19 protein-coding genes are annotated in these 17,709 nt (G+C 41.0%); 8 read left to right on the forward strand and 11 right to left on the reverse strand.

Annotated features, from left to right (window positions below):
* The first annotated feature begins 71 nt into the window (after nucleotides 1-71).
* Complete coding sequence (locus DWA30_RS02040; protein ID WP_114490865.1) at nucleotides 72-620, forward strand: DUF2383 domain-containing protein; 549 nt, start codon at nucleotides 72-74, stop codon at nucleotides 618-620.
* A 48-nt stretch (nucleotides 621-668) separates the two neighbouring features.
* Here the strand turns inward: DWA30_RS02040 and DWA30_RS02045 are convergent, their stop codons facing one another.
* Nucleotides 669-1,100: an organic hydroperoxide resistance protein gene (locus DWA30_RS02045; protein WP_114490866.1), complete on the reverse strand. Its 432-nt coding sequence runs from the start codon at nucleotides 1,098-1,100 to the stop codon at nucleotides 669-671.
* Nucleotides 1,101-1,192: 92 nt separating this feature from the next.
* Here DWA30_RS02045 and meaB point away from each other — a divergent pair, with 92 nt between their 5' ends.
* Nucleotides 1,193-2,272, forward strand: coding sequence for a methylmalonyl Co-A mutase-associated GTPase MeaB (gene meaB, locus DWA30_RS02050; RefSeq protein WP_114490867.1), 1,080 nt, complete (start codon nucleotides 1,193-1,195; stop codon nucleotides 2,270-2,272).
* Here the strand turns inward: meaB and DWA30_RS02055 are convergent.
* A complete protein-coding gene (locus DWA30_RS02055; RefSeq protein WP_114490868.1) occupies nucleotides 2,251-3,207 on the reverse strand; it encodes an NAD-dependent epimerase/dehydratase family protein in 957 nt (318 codons plus the stop codon). The genes meaB and DWA30_RS02055 overlap by 22 nt on opposite strands.
* Before the next feature lie 108 nt (nucleotides 3,208-3,315).
* Here DWA30_RS02055 and DWA30_RS02060 point away from each other — a divergent pair, with 108 nt between their 5' ends.
* The 3 genes from DWA30_RS02060 to DWA30_RS02070 are packed head-to-tail and all read left to right on the forward strand — an operon-like array spanning nucleotide 3,316 to nucleotide 6,273.
* Nucleotides 3,316-4,026: a glycosyltransferase family 2 protein gene (locus tag DWA30_RS02060; protein WP_114490869.1), complete on the forward strand. Its 711-nt coding sequence runs from the start codon at nucleotides 3,316-3,318 to the stop codon at nucleotides 4,024-4,026.
* Entirely contained in the window at nucleotides 4,023-4,658 is a 636-nt protein-coding gene (locus tag DWA30_RS02065; RefSeq protein WP_114490870.1) for a lipid-A-disaccharide synthase N-terminal domain-containing protein, read from the forward strand. The genes DWA30_RS02060 and DWA30_RS02065 overlap by 4 nt, the downstream gene beginning before the upstream one ends.
* Complete coding sequence (locus DWA30_RS02070) at nucleotides 4,642-6,273, forward strand: ArnT family glycosyltransferase (RefSeq protein WP_114490871.1); 1,632 nt, start codon at nucleotides 4,642-4,644, stop codon at nucleotides 6,271-6,273. The genes DWA30_RS02065 and DWA30_RS02070 overlap by 17 nt, the downstream gene beginning before the upstream one ends.
* Here the strand turns inward: DWA30_RS02070 and DWA30_RS02075 are convergent.
* The 3 genes from DWA30_RS02075 to DWA30_RS02085 are packed head-to-tail and all read right to left on the reverse strand — an operon-like array spanning nucleotide 6,260 to nucleotide 8,503.
* The gene (locus DWA30_RS02075; RefSeq protein WP_114490872.1) at nucleotides 6,260-6,829 is read right to left on the reverse strand and encodes a phosphatase PAP2 family protein; all 570 of its coding nucleotides are present in this window, start codon (nucleotides 6,827-6,829) and stop codon (nucleotides 6,260-6,262) included. The two genes, DWA30_RS02070 and DWA30_RS02075, sit on opposite strands and share 14 nt — an antisense overlap.
* Nucleotides 6,822-7,052, reverse strand: a complete 231-nt coding sequence (locus tag DWA30_RS02080; RefSeq protein WP_114490873.1) for a DUF8828 family protein — start codon at nucleotides 7,050-7,052, stop codon at nucleotides 6,822-6,824. The genes DWA30_RS02075 and DWA30_RS02080 overlap by 8 nt, the downstream gene beginning before the upstream one ends.
* A 47-nt stretch (nucleotides 7,053-7,099) precedes the next feature.
* On the reverse strand, nucleotides 7,100-8,503 hold the full coding sequence (locus DWA30_RS02085) for an MATE family efflux transporter (protein ID WP_114490874.1): 1,404 nt from the start codon (nucleotides 8,501-8,503) through the stop codon (nucleotides 7,100-7,102).
* A 99-nt stretch (nucleotides 8,504-8,602) separates the two neighbouring features.
* Here DWA30_RS02085 and DWA30_RS02090 point away from each other — a divergent pair, with 99 nt between their 5' ends.
* Both DWA30_RS02090 and DWA30_RS02095 read left to right on the forward strand, forming a co-directional pair.
* On the forward strand, nucleotides 8,603-9,058 hold the full coding sequence (locus DWA30_RS02090; RefSeq protein ID WP_114490875.1) for a DUF1801 domain-containing protein: 456 nt from the start codon (nucleotides 8,603-8,605) through the stop codon (nucleotides 9,056-9,058).
* Nucleotides 9,059-9,211: 153 nt separating this feature from the next.
* Nucleotides 9,212-9,877: a DUF1853 family protein gene (locus DWA30_RS02095; RefSeq protein WP_114490876.1), complete on the forward strand. Its 666-nt coding sequence runs from the start codon at nucleotides 9,212-9,214 to the stop codon at nucleotides 9,875-9,877.
* A 20-nt stretch (nucleotides 9,878-9,897) separates the two neighbouring features.
* On the opposite strand, the gene DWA30_RS02100 is transcribed toward DWA30_RS02095, so the two are convergent.
* Nucleotides 9,898-11,310: a M28 family peptidase gene (locus DWA30_RS02100; protein WP_114490877.1), complete on the reverse strand. Its 1,413-nt coding sequence runs from the start codon at nucleotides 11,308-11,310 to the stop codon at nucleotides 9,898-9,900.
* 44 nt (nucleotides 11,311-11,354) lie between these two features.
* On the reverse strand, nucleotides 11,355-12,236 hold the full coding sequence (locus DWA30_RS02105) for a PPK2 family polyphosphate kinase (RefSeq protein ID WP_114490878.1): 882 nt from the start codon (nucleotides 12,234-12,236) through the stop codon (nucleotides 11,355-11,357).
* A gap of 121 nt (nucleotides 12,237-12,357) precedes the next feature.
* On the opposite strand from DWA30_RS02105, the gene DWA30_RS02110 reads away from it, so the two are divergent.
* Nucleotides 12,358-13,389, forward strand: coding sequence for a Gmad2 immunoglobulin-like domain-containing protein (locus DWA30_RS02110; RefSeq protein WP_114490879.1), 1,032 nt, complete (start codon nucleotides 12,358-12,360; stop codon nucleotides 13,387-13,389).
* A 27-nt stretch (nucleotides 13,390-13,416) separates the two neighbouring features.
* Here the strand turns inward: DWA30_RS02110 and DWA30_RS02115 are convergent, their stop codons facing one another.
* Genes DWA30_RS02115 through DWA30_RS02130 form a run of 4 tightly spaced genes read right to left on the reverse strand, consistent with a single transcriptional unit; the run spans nucleotide 13,417 to nucleotide 17,700 of the window.
* A complete protein-coding gene (locus tag DWA30_RS02115; RefSeq protein ID WP_114490880.1) occupies nucleotides 13,417-14,580 on the reverse strand; it encodes a sigma-54-dependent transcriptional regulator in 1,164 nt (387 codons plus the stop codon).
* Between the two features lie 2 nt (nucleotides 14,581-14,582).
* Entirely contained in the window at nucleotides 14,583-15,470 is an 888-nt protein-coding gene (locus DWA30_RS02120) for a DUF6268 family outer membrane beta-barrel protein (protein WP_114490881.1), read from the reverse strand.
* A 14-nt stretch (nucleotides 15,471-15,484) separates the two neighbouring features.
* Nucleotides 15,485-16,411: a mechanosensitive ion channel family protein gene (locus DWA30_RS02125; protein WP_114490882.1), complete on the reverse strand. Its 927-nt coding sequence runs from the start codon at nucleotides 16,409-16,411 to the stop codon at nucleotides 15,485-15,487.
* 2 nt (nucleotides 16,412-16,413) lie between these two features.
* Nucleotides 16,414-17,700, reverse strand: coding sequence for an ABC transporter permease (locus DWA30_RS02130; protein WP_262510094.1), 1,287 nt, complete (start codon nucleotides 17,698-17,700; stop codon nucleotides 16,414-16,416).
* Nucleotides 17,701-17,709 lie beyond the last annotated feature (9 nt).

Consider the following 17,709-nt stretch of genomic DNA (forward strand, 5'->3'; position numbering starts at 1 on the left):
TTAGCTGAAAATATTTATAAAGTGAATTGAACGTGCCATAATTTAAGCTACATTTGGATAAAGATCTTTTTATGAAAGAGAAATACAATGAATTTGATAAACTAAATCGCCTACTCGTTGCGAGCTTCGAAGCCGAGAAGCTGTACTACAATGCAGCTATGGATGCGCAAACAACCGAGTTGAAGCGATTTCTTAATTATATGGCGGTTGAACGTAACCGTATGAGCCACGATATTTCAAATGAATTGCACTCACGAGATATAGAACCCTTAAAAGCAGATGCCGAAAAAGGGAATTTAGATCGCACTTGGCATGAGATTAAAGAGGCCTTAGAGAAATTTAATGCCGAAGTAATCATTAATCAATGTATTGCCAGAGATAAGAATAACATTAAGCGTTACGAAGCACTTTTGGAGAATCCGCAGATTCCAGAATCTATCGCAGCTATTTTAAAGAAGCACGTTAAGCAACTCAATTGGTACATTAAACAAGCCGAACAACATAAAATGAATCCTTTTAAAAAGGAGACGGCAACTGTTTCCGAAGAAAAAAAAACGACTGAAACGTCTGAAGATAAGGAAGACAACAATGACAATATACGTTCTTTAAGAGCGATATAAAAAAAAGCCCTGAATTTTCAGGGCTTTTTAATTTTATAGGTTTAAAAACTATTCGTCCAATAATAAATTAAGCGTAACCGTAATGTTGTCTCGAGTTGCTCTAGAAAATGGACACATCTCATGTGCTTGGTTCACTAGACTTTCACCGGTTGCCAAATCTACCCCCGGAATAAAGCAATCGAGGGTCGCTTCCAAAATGAAGCCACCTTCATCATCTTCACAAAATCCGATGGTCGCTGTAATACTAATAGATTCGGTATCAATATCTAATTTTTCTGATTTTGCGATCGCTTGTACGGCACCTCCAAAACAAGCCGCGTACGCACAACCAAAAAGTTGCTCAGGATTTGTTCCGTCGCCACCTTTACCTCCCATTGATTTTGGTACTGATAAAGGTAGATCTATAGGTCCGTCTTCAGATTTCACATGACCTTTTCGTCCTCCAACGGCCGTTGAAGTTGCTTCATATAATGTTTTCATTGTCTATAAGTTTGATTAGAATATTGTTCAATATACCATGGAAAACCCTGTTTTTAAAAACAAAATTCATAAAATTGTCATAAATTCACTGCATGTCGAAAACTAAGAAAAATAGCAGCGCACTATCTGAAAAGGACGGTATAGACGCACCTCCCAACCTCAATAAACAAAGCGCCGAACGACTTAAAAAAAATCGGCAAAAGAAGCGCACTACACAAGATCTTATACATGGTATTTTGGCCGGTGATAAAACAGCGTTGAGCCGTGGGATCACCTTAATTGAAAGTACAGCTGCCAAACACCAAGAAAATGCCAAACAGCTTATCGAGGCCTGTCTCCCACATGCAAATCGTTCGGTTCGAATAGGTATAACGGGTGTTCCGGGCGTAGGAAAAAGTACGTTTATAGAGCAATTTGGTTCGTTATTGGTTTCCGAAGAAAAGAAAGTAGCGGTTTTAGCAGTGGATCCTAGCAGTTCTTTAAGTCATGGAAGTATCTTAGGCGATAAGACGCGTATGGAAGCCTTGGTAAAAGAAGATAATGCGTTCATTAGACCTTCCGCATCGGGAGAATCCTTGGGTGGTGTCGCTCGAAAAACCCGTGAAGCAATTATACTTTGCGAAGCAGCCGGCTTTGATATCATCATTATTGAAACTGTAGGTGTAGGACAAAGTGAAACAGCCGTTCATTCTATGACCGATTTCTTTTTATTGCTGAAATTGGCCGGAGCCGGAGATGAATTACAAGGAATAAAGCGTGGGATCATGGAAATGGCCGATGCCATTGTGATCAATAAAGCCGATGGGGACAACATAAAAGCAGCAAAGCTCGCAAAAACCGAATTCAATCGTGCCTTACACCTCTATCCTGCTAAAGCCAGCAATTGGACTCCCAAGACTTTAACTTGTAGTGCCCTTACCAATGAAGGCATTTCTGACGTATGGGAACTCATTCAGTCCTACCTCAATAGCACAAAGGACAGCGGATATTTTTCAGAAAAAAGAAGAGAACAAAATAAATTCTGGTTACTACAAACCATAGAGAGTGAACTAAAACAATCGTTTTACTCCAACCCCATCATTAAAAAAGAACTGAAAACACAATTGGAGCTTATTAATACCAACAAGACTTCGCCTTTTGAAGCTGCGAATTACTTGTTGAGTTTATCTTGATTAAGTGATTGAAACCATTCGATCTGGGCTTTTAATCCTTCTTTAAGGGTTGTCTGTGGATCATAGGCCAAAAGCTTACGTGCCTTATCGATATTCGCTTTGGTACGCGATTGGTCGCCTGCACGTGGTGGCGTTCGTTTGGTGGCTATATTGGCTTGCAATAGATTTTCTACGGTCGCAATTCCTTCGGCGGTAGTCGACTCGGTTTCGGTTCCTAAATTAAATATCTCACCATTGCATATAGTCTGTTTTTCTAACACGCTTACGATGCCATCAACAATATCCTGTACATAGGTAAAACTGCGCAAGTGTTTTTCACTTCCCTCATAGAGCGGAAATGGTTTATTGTTAAGTCCGCAGTCGATAAGACGTGTATACAATTTATCGGGACGTTCACGTGGTCCATACACCGAATACAGTCGCAATGAAGTACTTTTTAACGACCCACCTCTCGATGCTGCTAACACCAGTTGCTCTGCGGCCAATTTGGTGACCCCATACCAAGATGCAGGTTTAGGCGCTTCGTTTTCACTATAGGTTGCTTCCAGACCATAAATTGAAGAAGTTGCAATATTTACAAAATAGGGTGGCTCGCTTTGTGTGGTTGCGAACGATAGTAAGCGATAGGTGGCTGTGATATTGTTGCTGTAATAATCTTCAAAGGTGGAAGCACCGGAAATACCGGGATGCGCCGCAAAATGAAAGATGCAGTCTATATCATTTGGTAGTTCGGCGTTGAGATCGGCCGTTCGAAGATCCAGTTTTCTAATAACAATCCCTTTATCTTTTAAAGCCTTTGCATTTTGTTGTTTTAGCGAAACATCGTAGTAGGTAGAAAAATTATCGACTCCAATCACCTCATGCCCCATCTCATGCAATCGCTCGGCAGTATGTGAGCCAATAAATCCGGCTGCGCCTGTAAGTAAAATCTTCATAGGTTGTAATTACAGCTACAAAATAACATCTTTTTTATGGTTCTTCTTTAAAATACCCAGATTGTTGAAAAAAGAAATACTTTTGCAAAAAATACTTACTGTCGATCTATGTACGAATTTACCATTATAGTACCTGTTTATAACGAGGAAGACAACTTGGCCCGAGTAGAAAAGGAACTACTGGCGTATGCAAAAATTGCTTCTAAGAAGACCGCAGTACTCTTTGTAAACGACGGTTCTACCGATAGCAGTCAAGAGCTTATTGAGGCCATTTGCCAGCGAAACGAGCTGTTCCAATTTATCAATTTTAAGGAAAATCGCGGATTAAGTGCTGCGATCAAGGCAGGATTCGATCATGTTGAAAGTCCGTTGCTGGGGTACATCGACTCCGATCTACAAACTAGTCCGATGGACTTTAACAAACTTTTGGAACATATCGACTCATATCATTTGGTAACCGGGGTACGAGCCGACAGAAAAGATTCATTTATAAAAAATATGTCCTCTAAGATCGCAAATGGAATTCGCAGAGCATTTACAAGCGATGGAATGGACGATACAGGTTGCCCTTTAAAAGTAATTCGAACCGATTATGCCAAACGCATTCCTATGTTTAAAGGGTTGCACCGTTTCTTGCCGGCCATGATACTGCTTCAAAACGGAAAAATAGTGCAAGTACCCATACAACATTTCCCCAGAATGGCCGGGACTGCAAAATTTGGGGTTTGGAACCGACTTATAGGACCGTTAATGGATTGCTTTGCCTACCTTTGGATGAAGAAAAAGTACATTAACTACGAAATTAAAAGCAAAGGATGAGCAATTGGCTGATCTATGGTATCGGGTTTTTAGCCCAATTATTATTTTCGGGAAGATTGTTGGTGCAATGGATACTTTCAGAAAAGAACAAACGGGTCATCACGCCTAGCCTATTCTGGAAATTAAGTCTGTTTGCCTCTTTTCTTCTATTTGTTTACGGTTATTTGCGTGACGATTTCGCCATTATGCTCGGCCAGTCGTTAACCTACTTTATTTACATTCGAAATCTACAATTACAAGGAGAATGGCAAAAGTCTCCAAAATGGTTTCAACTGTTTCTCTTAGTATTTCCGGTCTTTATCGTGATCTATGCGTATAACAACGGAGAGTACGATATCGACCAATTGTTCGATACCAATACCATTCCAGTTTGGCTGTTGATCCTCGGGATCGTATCTCAAGTGCTATTTACCTTACGTTTTGTATACCAATGGATCTATTCTGAACAAACTAAGACCTCTCAGCTTCCTGTCGGATTTTGGCGTATGAGCGTGATAGGAGCAGCCTTGATCTTAACCTATGCTATCTTTAGAAAGGATCCGGTTTTGTTTGTGGGTCATGTCGCCGGACTTATAATTTATGTTCGCAACATTTTTATTTGGAAAAAACAGATCGATGAAAGCACTCGCTAACAACCATATTTTTTGGCTGATACTCGCTTGTGTCGCGATCTTCTTCGTAAATCTGGATGCGTTGTTCGTAAACATCATGGAAGCTCGAAATTTTATTACCGCCCGTGAAATGCTTCATGATAATAATTGGCTATTAACCACTATGAACGGCGAAGCGCGGTATGAAAAACCACCATTACCTACCTGGATCACTGCGCTATCTGCTAGCATTTTTGGACTCGACAGTTTATTTGCACTGCGGTTACCGGCAGCCATTATGGGGTTATTACTCGTTTTGGCTACGTATATCTTTTCAGCAAAGATCTTCAACAATACGAATCTGGCATTTGTTGGCGCGTTGACCCTAACTACCTCCTTTTATGTGGTCTCGGCATCGAGAGATGCCAACTGGGATATTTACACGCATGCGTTTATGATGGTGTGTATCTATCAACTGTATTTGTTGTTTTCCGAAGAAAAAAATAAATTTCGACATGCATTGGTGGCAGCTCTGTTCTTCGGATTTTCCTTTATGAGCAAAGGACCCGTCTCCTTATACGCACTCCTCCTACCCTTTTTAATTGCTTTTGGTATCGTATATAAATATAAAAATATGCGATCTCGCATCATACCGATAGTGGTATTTGTACTTCTAGGCTTACTCTTATCCGGATGGTGGCATTGGTATACCTATACCTACGACCCGGAACTAGTGGCAGCCATCACCGAAAAGGAAACCTCGAATTGGACCGGGTATAACGTTCGCCCATTTTATTACTATTGGAGTTTCTTTACACAGAGTGGAGTCTGGACTATCATGGCTTTTGTCGGGCTGCTTTATCCGTACTTGAAAAACAAAGTGATCTCAAAAGAAGGGTACCGGTTTAGTTTTTTATGGACGGTGCTCTCGGTAGTATTACTGTCTATCATCCCGGAAAAGAAGTCCCGATACTTATTACCAGTACTCATACCATTAGCAATAAACACTGCTTTTTACTTAGAATATTTGTTTAGAAGATTTGCCGATCTGACCGATAAACGTGAAACCATTCCGGTCTATTTTAATTTCGGATTAATTGCGAGTATAGGTCTCATTTTTCCGATAGGTGGATATTTTTTTCTGAAAGATCATCTTACCGGAAAATGGGGTTGGTTTATTTTACTGTCGGTACTTTTATTTGTTATAGGCTTTATGATCTTACGGTTTCTTCTGAAAAAGCAGATTAACATCGTATTCTATCTTATTATTGCATTTATTGCTGCTATTACGTGCTTCGGAATGCCTTTAGCGAAAACACTTACTGTAAATCCCGAATTTACCAGTTTTGCAAAACTGAAAAATTGGCAAGAAGACACTGGAATACCTGTTTACGAATTTTCAGATTTTAGCCCCGAACTTATTTGGGCCTATGGAAAACCGATTAATGTCTTACAGGAAGGCGATTCAATCGCAATTCCTTCCGAAGAACAATTTGGCGTATTAATTACAAAAGATGATCAAGAACGGTTTTATGAAGTTTTCGAGGATTTTTCCGTAGCAAAGATTAGACGCTACGACATGAATCCACACCCTCCCGAAAGCAGATCGCACAAAGTTCGATTATGGCGTGATCTATTTGTAGTTACGAAACCCTAAATCTGAAGCGCAAATAGTTTTGTAAACGGTATACCAACCAGCCAATACCACCACCTATAACCATTCCCGTTAGTATATCTAGCGGATAATGAACTCCTAAGTAGATACGACTATAGGCCACAACTGCTGCCCAAAAGAGCAATAAGAACGGCAAGTAGCGATACCATTTCTGAAGACTTAATCCTAAGAATACGGCTACGCCCATACTACTGGCTGCATGTGCCGAAAAATAACCATAGCGACCACATCGTTCTGCAACAAAGCGCATGGTATCTTTTAGACTTTCTACCTGACACGGCCGTGGTCGTGCCACACCGTATTTGAATAGATTGGCCAATTGATCGGTTGCGGTTACCAGCAAGGCGGCGCAAACCATTATGATCAAAGTACCTTTTGGCCCGAAACGCTTATAGACCAAGAACAACAAGAACGCATACAAGGGAATCGAGCTCCATTTTAGCGTCACAATTCGCCAAAATCCGTCCCAATGTGTGTTCCCCAATTGGTTTAAATACAGGAATACTTCGGTATCGTACTGTAATAGTTGATCAATCATCTTGATAGCGCGCCACCTCTCTATCGTAGAAATCGGTGGCTTCCTTTATAAAATTTTCTGTTTCGGTTTCTAATTCTTTTTGATCATGGGTATCGAATTCTTCCAGCCATTCGACCTCATCGTCTTCTAAGTTGATGATAAACCGCGGAAATTCGGTATGTATCACAAATATGGCGTTGGGATGATCGGTGTTGTCTCCAAGTATAAATTTTGGTAGTTCCATTTCAGAATTGAATCAAGTGAGTATTATGTATTATTGCTCGGCTATGCTCAGATTTCCTCTTCCATAACGATCTGGGCATCGTTGGCATTAATAAATTTCTTGGAAAGATAATTAAAACGGATGAAAAGCATTACTCCGGAAGCGGTTAATCCCGCTAATAGCCCAATCCAAATTCCCGCACTCGTATAATCGGTATACATGCTTAGATAAAATGAAATTGGGAAGCCAATTAACCAATAGGCCACAAAAGTGATCAGTGTTGGGATCTTCACGTCCTGCATGCCCCGCAACGCACCCAATGCCACAACTTGTATGGTGTCTGAGATTTGAAATACAGCCGCGATGAGCAGTAGCTTTGCCGCGATGGAAACCACTTCAAAATTATCTTTAAATTCATCTACATTGTCGTAGTCCAAGTATAACTTCGGAAGCGCTTCGTTAAAGATTAAAAAGAAAATAGCGAAGATCACTGCCAAGATGGTCGACAATAAAAAGATCGAATACGCGATACGCCGCAATTCTCGAAACCGTTGTAAGCCTTTTTGGTTGCCAACACGAATCATAGCTGCCACACTAAAGCCCATTGCCACCATAAAGGTCATAGACGACAAATTTAAAGCGATCTGGTTGGCGGCTTGCGGGTTTTTACCCAAGATTCCCGATAGCCATATAGCCGATGTAAATATGGCAACCTCAAAGAACATCTGTAATGCAGAAGGAAACCCGAGGTTTAAAAGCTTTTTAAGCATGGCCTTCGACAAGCTAAACAGTTTTATATTGAGCACATAGTCTCGCGACTTGGTCTTCTGCGACAAGATATACCACAAATAAACCACCATTATAACGCGCGATGCCAAGGTTCCGATCGCAGCACCCACGATTCCCATTTCGGGGGCACCAAATTTTCCGAAGATAAAAATATAATTTAAGATCACGTTTACCACATTGGCCGCAATGGTCGCGTACATTGGGTAACGCGTCATGGACAGGCCATCGCTAAACTGTTTAAAGGCTTGAAAAATAATAAGCGGAACTAGCGAAACAGCAACTAATGTAAGATACGGCATAGCAAGATCGACCACTTCCGGTGGTTGATTCATGGCATACATGAGCGGCTTGGCGACAAAAACCATTAGGAATAAGGCAATTCCAAGGACCGTACACAAAAAGAGCCCGTGTTTAAAAGAAGACTTTCCTTTTTCAAAATTCCCTTCTCCGTCTGCTTCTGCTACCAATGGTGTAATGGCGGTGGAAAAACCAATACCCAATGACATGGCGATAAACATAAAACTGTTCCCAAGGGAGACCGCTGCAAGTTCGGCTGTTCCTAACTGCCCAACCATGATGTTGTCTACTAACGCAACTACGGTATGTCCCAACATTCCTAAGATCACAGGAGTGGCTAACGACAGATTGTACTTAAATTCTTTGGTATATGCTGAAAGAAACAAAGAAATGAATTTGTGGCAAAGGTAGAATTATTTGACGCAATGTACCGAACGATCGAAAAACAAAATTAATTTTTTACCTTGCTATCTAAATTAAAGCTAATGCAATCGAAAGCGAGCACGCCCAAAGCCTATATTGCCGAACTCCCGGAAGACCGAAAAGAACCTATTCGTAAATTTCGTAAGGTAATTCTAGACAATCTACCGGACGGATTTGAAGAACAAATGACCTATGGAATGCTAGGATATGTGGTTCCACATAGCAGGTACCCGGACGGCTATCACTGCGATCCCAAACAACCACTGCCCTTTATAAACTTGGCATCTCAAAAAAATTATATTGCGCTATATCACAGCGGAATTTATAGTGACCCGAAGTTACTAGACTGGTTTACCAACCAATGGCCAAAACATATGGATACTAAACTGGATATGGGGAAAAGTTGCATCCGATTTAAAAATCCGACAAAGATCCCGTACGAACTCATGGGTGAATTAGTGCGAAAAATGACGGTCGATGCGTGGATAGAACGCTACGAAAAAGCAATAAAAAAATAAGTAAAACTGTACAACATTCCAGAAGCGAACATCTTATCTGCCTTTATACAAGGACCAACACTTCCTTATTGTAGTGACGACTTTCCGTATGGGATCTTCGAAGGTTTTGAAGAACAATTTGATAGCGCATCGTTCCAATTCCCAAACGATCTTATGCTGGGAAAACAAGCGGAAGCTTGTTTTACACATGCGCTTACACAGTCGAAACGCTATCAAGTTATTGCAAGCACGCTTCAAATTCAAGGTGAAGTCGCTACGTTGGGCGAGATCGATTATTTGGTCTACGATCACAAAAGAGCGCAACTTTGTCATATAGAACTGGCATGCAAGTTCTATTTGTACGACACCACCCTTGAAACGCAAGAATCACGCTGGATCGGTCCAAACAGAAAGGATACCTTGGCAGAGAAGCTTCAGAAATTAAAGCAAAAGCAATTCCCTTTGTTATTTGCTTCGGAAACAGAACGCGTGCTTTCCTCGCTAGATATAAACACAGATACTGTCGTACAACAATTTTGTTTAAAAGCTTTTCTATTTCTTCCGAAGAAAACATCGGTAGACGAGATTCCAGCAATGTATCGATCGTGCGTTGTAGGATATTGGATACGACCTTCACAACTTTTTTCTGAAGATGCTTCGTGTCTATATGCCCTTCCGAAGAAAAAAGAATGGCTACTGCCACCCGAGATGCTACCTAATTGGAACACATTTGAGGTAGTACAACATGCCATCCAACAACAGCTCGAAATAAAACGATCGCCCTTGGTCTACAGAAAAACAGGAGACACCATCGAAAGATTCTTCGTGGTATGGTGGTAATCTAGCACTAAAATAGCAACCTAATCTTTGATCTTAGTAAGATCTGTTTTAGAACCATAGGTGTCGAACAAATAGATAAGGCTCGCCATCGCCGCTCCACCAAGTTCCAACTCACGTCTATTTACCGCTTCAAAAGTATCATTAGCGGCATGATGGTAATCGAAATACCGCTGGGAATCGGGACGTAACCCTGCTAACACCACTCCGTCTTCTTTTAAAGGGCCAATATCGGCACCACTACCTCCTTGTTTAAAACTATGGATCTGGTAGGGTTCGAACAGCGGAATCCAGCTTTGCACCTGCGCAAAATTCGCAGCATCTATATCGAATGAAAAACCGCGAGGTGTAAATCCGCCAGCATCACTCTCTAATGCAAAAATGTGCTTTTCTCCTTTACGTTTGGCTTCTTCGGCATATTTAAGTCCGCCACGCAGCCCATTCTCCTCGTTCATAAAGAGCACCACTCGAATGCTGTGTTTTGGTGTATAATTGATCTCTTTTAGCAGTCGTAAAACCTCCATAGACTGGACACAGCCTGCCCCATCGTCATGCGAACCATCGCCAAGGTCCCAAGAATCCAAGTGCCCACCAACAAGCATATATGTATCGGGATACGTGGACCCTGTGATCTCTCCAATAACATTGTATGATTGCACATCGGGATAGGTCTTACAATTTTGTTTAAAATAGAATTGCAAGGTTGGAAGGATCTTTAGCGTGTTGCTTAAATAATCGGCACCATTGGTGCTTATCGCGCAGGCAGGAATTCGCTGGCTGGGTGGCAGATCGCCATAACTCATGGTGCCTGTATGCGGATAATCATCTTGGCGCAGGTTCATAGAGCGAACAACAACAGCCACCGCTCCGTATTTTGCTGCTTCTGCCGCACCCGAATAGCGTTGATCCACACAGCCACCATAGGCTTCAAAGGTATTAATTAGATCGGCCTGCATAGGACGGTTATAAAATACGATCTTGCCTTCGATCTGCTCGCGTCCATATCGTTCGAGGTCCTCTATGCCCTGTACTTCGATCACCTCCGCTTTAATGCCGCTGGCAGGAGTAGGTACCGAGCCTCCCAACGCACAGATATCGGTTGTGGTGGTGATCCCGGGGCCTGTTTCGATATAGGCGTATTCGGGTATTCCACGTGTCCACTTTGGAACCATGACCGGTTGCAACCACACTTTATCCAAACCTAATTTTTTAAGTTCGGCTTCTATATATTTTACGGCTTGTTCGGCTTCGAGGGAGCCGGAAAGGCGTCCTCCAATTTCGTTCGATAAATGGTCGAGCCATTCGTAACTCTTTCCATTTAACAGTGCCATATCGTAAATAGACCGTATGGTTAAAGAATCTTTGGTATTGACTTGCTGTGCAATGGTTTCCGAAGCAATTAAAAGGATGCTTGCTATAAGTAAGATTTTTTTCATGAAGTTATTTCTAATAGTAGCTAAACGTATTAGCCGGAATTGTATTATGCGTCTTTTTGAAGTTGTTCTTTGAACTCAGAAATTCGTGCTTTGATCTCCGGGTCCAGTTCGGGTTCTTTAATGTCGTCATATTTGCGAAGCTCTTCTAATAAAATGCTTGCCACAATTAAGCGCGCAGTAGGCTTGTCGTCTGCCGGGATACTATACCATGGCGCATGTGGCATAGATGTTCGATTTAGAACTTCTTCATAACAAAACATATATTTATTCCACAATTTTCGTTCTTTTAGATCCCCGGGTGAGAACTTCCAATTCTTATTGGGTTTATTTAATCGTCGTAACAAGCGATGTTTTTGTTGCTCTTTGGAAAGATTCAAGAAGAACTTAAAAATCAACGTACCATTTTGGGCAATAGTCTTTTCAAAATTCTTGATCTGTTCGAAGCGCTTGTTCCAAAATTCATCATCAATGTCTGAAACGTCATCGACATCGGGCAGGTATTCTCCTAGGATATATTCGGGATGTACACGAGTTACCAACACATTTTCGTAGTGTGTTCTATTAAATACTCCAAACTTACCTCTGGCCGGCAATGCAATATAATGCCGCCAAAGGAAATTGTGTTTAAGCTCCTTTTCGGTAGGCACTTTAAAACTATGCACGACCACACCTCTGGCGTTGAAATCTTTAAAAACCTCTCGTATTAAGCTGTCTTTTCCAGCGGTATCCATGCCTTGTAAACATACTAAGACCGCATATTTACCATGCGCATAGAGTGTATCTTGAAGTTCTCCTAGTTTCTTTCTGGTGCTTTTAAGCTCATCTTTTATAGTATCTTCGGAAGCCTTTAGATCTACAAAAGTGCTTAATTCGGAAAGTTGGACGGTAGTATTGATCTTATAATCGCCTATTTCAATTTTTTTCATACCGCTAAAGATAAAAAGTTTTTTGTGAGGCCTTGATTTTTAGCAGTATTTCCTATCGATTTTAATAAAATTTTAAAATTTACCTCTAGAGAATTCTTTACCTTAAGTAAAACCTTTTGTCATGAAAAAGCTACCAATACTATCGCTATTTTTTGCGTTACTACTTTTAGGGTGTAACGAAAAAAAGCAATCTGAAGATCCTGTTTCAAATACCGACCCTACGGAAGAAAAAGATACTGAAACACCTACTAAGACCGAAACTTACCGTAATGATACGTGGCATTTTGCTCTCGATTATCCACCGAGTTTTACGGTCTTAGAGAGTGAATTGCCGGGTGATGCTCCCGTGATCAACGTTTATAAAAAGAACACTACTCATAATCCGCCATTTGCTTTTCACGAGGAACCCGATCTGTTCTATTTAAGTTTTATTCCGAATGGTTTTGGCACCGAAACCCCAAACGGTGAACAACAATCGTTTCAAGAATGGAGTGGTTCCCTTCCTTTAGATTTTGAAGTTGACCAAGAAGCGTCGACCGTTTTTTTATTAGAAAATGGGGAACCATGGGCCTATATGCTAAAGTTCAATCAGCCGCCCAAAGATTGGGGCAACTACGCTACTATTTTTATTCATCTACCTATAGAAGGTTTTAGCGCTGAATGTATAAACGCGTCCGGAAATACAAAACCAATGGCCCAATGCGACCCCTTAGGCAGTGACACGGTTAATTACAAAGGCAGTATAAATGCCAATGATCGAAATATCTTAAACACGATGTTACGATCACTACGGTTCTACACAGGTGAAGAAAAAGAAAAGCAGCTTTCAGAATTAATACAGATAGAGCATCCTTTACCAAACTTAGACGTTACATCGCCACTCACCATTAAAGGAAAAGCGCGGGGCTACTGGTATTTTGAAGGTAGTTTTCCATATAAATTAGAAGATGCTAACGGAGCCGAATTGGCTTCAGGAAGCATTAATGCCGATGGAAAGTGGATGACCGAGGAATTTGTTCCTTTTGAAAAACAAATCGCGTTCGAAGCACCCGATGACGAACGTGGCTATTTAGTCTTTAAGCGTGCCAATGCATCGGGAAAACCTGAGCACGATCGCACGTATAGATTACCGGTTCTATTTCCTCCAAAATAAGCAGGCTGAAAGCGCAGCATTCACGATCTATTTAGTTGCAAACAGTTTTACATCCTTTTCGCTTACCTCGCCGCCACCAAGGATGATTAAACGTTCTACGACATTCCGTAATTCGCGTATGTTCCCCGTCCAATCGTATTCTTGAAGCAGTTTTATAGCTTTATCCGAAAAACTTTTCTTGGCCGTACCATGTTCAGAAGCGATACGATCGGCAAAATATTCAACTAGTAAAGGAATGTCGTCTCTTCTTTCGTTAAGGGCCGGTACTTTTATAAGAATAACAGCCAAGCGATGATAAAGGTCTTCTCTAAAATTCCCTTCTTCAATTTCTTTTTTTAGGTCTTTATTAGTTGCCGCGATCACTCGAACATCTACTTTAATGTCCTTATCACTTCCCACACGTTGCACCTTATTCTCTTGTAATGCTCGCAATACTTTTGCTTGTGCAGACAGGCTCATATCACCTACCTCATCGAGGAAGATCGTTCCGCCATTAGCAGCTTCAAATTTCCCGGCGCGATCCTTATTTGCGGAAGTAAATGCACCTTTTACATGACCAAATAACTCACTTTCTATAAGTTCGCTGGGTATGGCAGCGCAATTCACTTCGATCATTGCGCCCTTAGAGCGGTCACTTTTTTGATGTAACCAATGCGCTACAAGTTCTTTCCCTGTACCATTGGGTCCGGTTATAAGCACCCTGGCCTCTGTAGGCGCCACTTTTTCGATCATCTCTTTGATCTGCGAGATCTCTGCAGATTCGCCAATCATTTCATATTTTTTACTCACCTTTTTCTTAAGGCGGGTATTTTCTACTACTAATTCTTTACGATCTAGAGCAATTCGAACGGTATTGAGCAACCGATTTAAATCGGGTGGTTTTGAAATATAATCGAAGGCGCCCAAACGCATTGTATTAACTGCAGTATCCAGATCGCCATGGCCGGAGATCATCACCACAGGAATTTCCGGTTTGATCTTCTTAATGGCTTCTAATACTTCGACACCATCCATCTTTGGCATTTTGATATCACAAAGAACCAAGTCGTAGTCTTCTTTTTTTATAAGTTCGATCCCGGCGAGTCCATCTTCTGCTTCGGTAACCGTGTAGGTGTCGCTTTCTTCGGAAAGAATCTTCACCAAAACACGCCTGATGGCTGCCTCGTCTTCTATAATTAAAATCTTAGGCATTCTTAGTATTTAAATTTTAGTCCTCCACGAATATAAAAGGAATTATTTTCATCTATTATATAAGCCGTTTCTCGGTCGTTATCTCGCAGTCTGAATTCGTTATATACAGTATGTGCTCCATAAGCGTAGAACAAAAGATTGTCTGTAAAAAAATGTTCGTACCCAAGCCCTACGAGCACGTTGGTCATAGATACATTTTCTGCAATTACGGTACTACCGGGAACGGCAAAATTATTTTGTATGTTTCCGAAGAAATTATCTAAGGTTACATAGGCTTGTAGGGCATCCTTATGAGAATCGTTTAGATAATGCCTCACGTTTGTTTTAGGCACCCCAATGGTGTACGTCCAATTGGGATGAAATTGTTTGTTATAATTAATTAGCGGTAACGGATAGTTTCGACCTGGCGTCGTTGAGTAGGTAAGTCCTAAAATTAAACGAGAAGGTTTAGCCACCGTATCACTTTTATTGTCGCGTATCATGTACACAGCCCCTTCATAAATTACATCATCGCTCACAATGCTGCCTTCTAAGTTCGAATTGATACGTGCTCCTAACTTAGCTCCAAACCGCCAATCTTCATTGATCTTAAAAGTATATCCGAGATAGGCTTCCATTCGCTGTACAGAACTAATTACCGAGGGATCGAATGGCACAGAATCCTTAATTGTAATATCGACATATCTGTATTCGAGACCGACAACCAAAAAACGGCCGGAGCCTATTTGCAATGGCACGGGTGCTTGAACCAATGCGCGGTATCGACTTATTGAGTTGTTAGAATTTGAAAAAGGAAGGTGTAGGTATTCTACACGTGCCAAGTCGGTAGTTTGCGCAGAAACCAGAGCAGTTAGGCACAAAAAAATAATGCATATAAAATGCTTGTTCATAGGAGTTGCTAAATTTAATCTTCTGCCATGTTGGTAGAAGCAGACGTGTCGGTCTGGTTGGTATATAAGTGTACATCTCTTTGCGGGAATGGTATTGTAATACCGTTTTCCCTGAACAGCCTATCGATTCGAAAACGTATTTCACTTTTAATACGCGGATCGACGAAACTGTCGCTTATAAAGAAATAGATACTAAAGATAAGGGCAGAATCACCAAAATCTTCAAAAAGCACGAAAGGTTTAGGACTTTTTAACACACCAGACTGCTTATCGACACTATTTAGTAACAGTTCTTTAACTTTTTGGGTATCGCTTCCGTAAGCGACCCCTACCTGAACGAACTCACGAGTAGTTTTATGGTTTTGAGTATAGTTGAATATCGTTTCGGTAATAAATTTATGATTGGGGATAATAATGATCTTATCGTCTCGAGTAAGCGCACGTGTGGTACGCAATTTAATGTCTATTACGCGCCCTACCTTTCCATTGATTTCTATGATGTCCCCTACAAGGAGTGATTTATCGATAATAATGAATATCCCAGCAATAATATCCTGAAAAAGCTCTTGAAGAGCCAAACCCAGACCCACCAACAAGGCGGCAGAAGCCGCAATAAAAGGCGTTACATTGATCCCGGCGAGGCTCAGCACCACGAAAATCACAATGATATAGGTTACGTATTTTATGAATTTAAAGACACTAATAAACTTAAGCTTATCAACCTCTTCCATTTTACGGGTAAAGAACACCCGAATCCATTTTAAGATAAAACTGGCAATGACAAAAGAGAGTAGTACCAAAAGCACCAGTCCTATGGTAACGTGCACTTGCTTATCACCTTCTCCAAACTGAACGCCTAAATCGAGGAAGTCTTTTATCCCTCCCCAAATATCGTTCGTTACTACGTCCTCAATCTTGTCGGTAACTTTTTCTTGAAGCATTTTTAATATTTAAGCCACTTGAAAATCTCTTTATAGGTTGGCTTCTTACCATACATTAATATACCTACACGATATATTTTGGCGGCAAACCAAACCGTTCCCATAAATGTAGCAAATAAAATGACAACCGAAAGCAATTGTTGCCATATCGGCACCCCAAAAGGAATACGCATTAACATGACAACAGGCGAGGTAAAAGGAATATAGGAGAACACTTGAGAAACGGTTCCATGCGGATTGTCGATCACTGTGAAGAACCCTACATAGACCGCAAGTATTAACGGCATTAGGATGGGCATCATAAATTGTTGGGTGTCGGTTTCGCTATCTACAGCAGCCCCAATCGCAGCATACAAGGATGCGTACAATAAATACCCCCCAATAAAGAACAATATAAACATGATGATCAAGTTCATGATGGGTAAGTTGTTAATCTCCATAATCACTTCTTGAACAACATTTTCTATACCTCCCGTGTTCTGATCAATCAATTCTTGTTGCGGGGTTTGGACCGCGGCAGGATCAATACCTAAGATCATTGGGACTATGGTCATTAAGATCCCAATTAAAAAGATCCACACCACAAACTGTGTAATTCCGGCGAGTGATGTACCAAAAATCTTACCCAGTAATAATTTCACCGGTTTAACCGAAGAAATGATCACCTCAATAATTCGACTGGTCTTTTCTTCGATCACGCTTCTCATGATCATATTTCCGTAGATAATGATGAACATAAACAGCAAGTAACCCGCCAATCCACCAAAACCAAGTTTTAGCCCTGAGGCTAATTTCGAAGTTTCTTTTCCTTGATATGTTTCTAAATTCGTATCGACCCGAATGCGTAAGGCCTCAATTTGAGCGGCATCAATATTTGCCTCTTTTAATCGTAACACGTTTACTTTATCCTCGATCGCATCTTCGATGTCATCCATTAAGGTAAGGGATGGTGAGTCTTCGGAATAAAAGGTAATAGATTGAGCGAGGTCTTCAATTTTTTCCGGCTTCGGAATATAAAGTAGGCCGTAGACCCCTTCTTCTTCGGAAGCTTTTTTTGCAGCTTCCAACGAACTATTGTCTACGAACGTATAAATAAGTGTTTCAGAACTTTCAAAGTGGTCGGTAAACAGTCCGCTCTCATCCAAGATGGAGATATTTCGAACGTCGCTGCTATTAAGACTGGAAAGGTAGGCAACCAAAGTAAAGATTCCGACGAAAATCAACGGACTTAAAAACGTCATGATGATAAACGACCGATTGCGAACCTTGTTTAAATATTCTCTTTTTATACTAAGTTA

It is taken from the genome of Candidatus Ulvibacter alkanivorans (assembly GCF_003333325.1).
Classification (GTDB): Bacteria; Bacteroidota; Bacteroidia; order Flavobacteriales; family Flavobacteriaceae; genus Ulvibacter_A; species Ulvibacter_A alkanivorans.

Excerpts from the sequence above, each read along its gene's own strand:
- DWA30_RS02105 (WP_114490878.1), bottom strand. The coding sequence starts at position 12,236 with ATGAAAAAAATTGAAATAGGCGATTATAAGATCAATACTACCGTCCAA.
- DWA30_RS02110 (WP_114490879.1), top strand. The coding sequence starts at position 12,358 with ATGAAAAAGCTACCAATACTATCGCTATTTTTTGCGTTACTACTTTTA.
- DWA30_RS02095 (WP_114490876.1), top strand. The coding sequence starts at position 9,212 with ATGCTGGGAAAACAAGCGGAAGCTTGTTTTACACATGCGCTTACACAG.
- DWA30_RS02100 (WP_114490877.1), bottom strand. The coding sequence starts at position 11,310 with ATGAAAAAAATCTTACTTATAGCAAGCATCCTTTTAATTGCTTCGGAA.
- DWA30_RS02070 (WP_114490871.1), top strand. The coding sequence starts at position 4,642 with ATGAAAGCACTCGCTAACAACCATATTTTTTGGCTGATACTCGCTTGT.
- DWA30_RS02065 (WP_114490870.1), top strand. The coding sequence starts at position 4,023 with ATGAGCAATTGGCTGATCTATGGTATCGGGTTTTTAGCCCAATTATTA.
- DWA30_RS02080 (WP_114490873.1), bottom strand. The coding sequence starts at position 7,052 with ATGGAACTACCAAAATTTATACTTGGAGACAACACCGATCATCCCAAC.
- DWA30_RS02120 (WP_114490881.1), bottom strand. The coding sequence starts at position 15,470 with ATGAACAAGCATTTTATATGCATTATTTTTTTGTGCCTAACTGCTCTG.
- DWA30_RS02060 (WP_114490869.1), top strand. The coding sequence starts at position 3,316 with ATGTACGAATTTACCATTATAGTACCTGTTTATAACGAGGAAGACAAC.
- DWA30_RS02055 (WP_114490868.1), bottom strand. The coding sequence starts at position 3,207 with ATGAAGATTTTACTTACAGGCGCAGCCGGATTTATTGGCTCACATACT.
- DWA30_RS02090 (WP_114490875.1), top strand. The coding sequence starts at position 8,603 with ATGCAATCGAAAGCGAGCACGCCCAAAGCCTATATTGCCGAACTCCCG.
- DWA30_RS02115 (WP_114490880.1), bottom strand. The coding sequence starts at position 14,580 with ATGCCTAAGATTTTAATTATAGAAGACGAGGCAGCCATCAGGCGTGTT.
- DWA30_RS02075 (WP_114490872.1), bottom strand. The coding sequence starts at position 6,829 with ATGATTGATCAACTATTACAGTACGATACCGAAGTATTCCTGTATTTA.
- DWA30_RS02040 (WP_114490865.1), top strand. The coding sequence starts at position 72 with ATGAAAGAGAAATACAATGAATTTGATAAACTAAATCGCCTACTCGTT.
- DWA30_RS02125 (WP_114490882.1), bottom strand. The coding sequence starts at position 16,411 with ATGCTTCAAGAAAAAGTTACCGACAAGATTGAGGACGTAGTAACGAAC.
- meaB (WP_114490867.1), top strand. The coding sequence starts at position 1,193 with ATGTCGAAAACTAAGAAAAATAGCAGCGCACTATCTGAAAAGGACGGT.
- DWA30_RS02045 (WP_114490866.1), bottom strand. The coding sequence starts at position 1,100 with ATGAAAACATTATATGAAGCAACTTCAACGGCCGTTGGAGGACGAAAA.